Origin of the sequence: Rhodococcus sp. P14, assembly GCF_000256505.1 — a bacterium.
In the GTDB taxonomy this organism is placed as follows: Bacteria; Actinomycetota; Actinomycetes; order Mycobacteriales; family Mycobacteriaceae; genus Rhodococcus; species Rhodococcus ruber.
The window spans coordinates 1-756 of the sequence record NZ_AJFC01000094.1; the positions used below are offsets into that span (position 1 = coordinate 1).

Annotated in this window: 1 protein-coding gene; it reads right to left on the reverse strand. The window is 65.5% G+C overall.

Features of this window, described 5'->3' with window-relative positions; all coding sequences use genetic code 11:
- The coding region (locus tag OEY_RS28105; protein WP_010593153.1) for a hydantoinase B/oxoprolinase family protein at nt 1–756 on the reverse strand (756 nt) is incomplete at both ends.

A 756-nucleotide genomic window follows, 5' to 3' on the forward strand; every position in this document is an offset into this window, starting at 1 on the left:
CTTCGCGGAGATCCGGTCGATCTCGAGATCGGCAACCACGTCCTCCGGGGCGCGTTCGAGCGGATCTCCGTAGCCTCCGCCCGTGCCCTGCGAAATCATGTACAGCTCACCGTCCTTGGCGACGTCGAACTGCAGACCCATGTGGCTGGTGCTGTACTCGGCGCCCTCGAAGGGCTGTTCGTTCATCACCTTCTCGATGGACAGGTCGAACCGTTCCGGGTTGCGGCGCAGTTCGTCGTAGACGTTGACGCCCTTGACCGTCGCGAGGGGGTAGGTGTTGCAGCCGTACCCGCCGAACTGCCCGCTGACGGAGGAGAACTTCGCGCCGGAGGTCACCGTCATGAAGCCCCACAGCGGGGTGCCCTCGGCCGCGACGATCATCTCGTAGCCCATGCCGCCGCGGTACTTGCCGAATCCCTGGTTGTCGCGGACGATCCGCTTGCTCACCAACTGCATGAAGGGCACCTCCTCCTCCATGACCTCCTGCTCGGCCGTGTCGGCCATCGCGCAGAAGAGCGGGGAGACCGCGTCCTCGCCGTCGCGGAAGGCCTTGGCGCCGCCGCCCATTCCGTTCAGGTCGGCGCACAGGTTGCCGACCTGGTCGCCGTGCTGGGTGACCCCACCCCACAGGAAGGTGTTGATCTGGTTGAACCAGGGCGCGATGACGTTGGAGAACTTCTCCGGGTTGGAGAACTGCAACTTGGCCCAGGGGTTCTGGAGCGCCGAGAAGCCGCGGAAGGAGGCCTGCAGCGACTG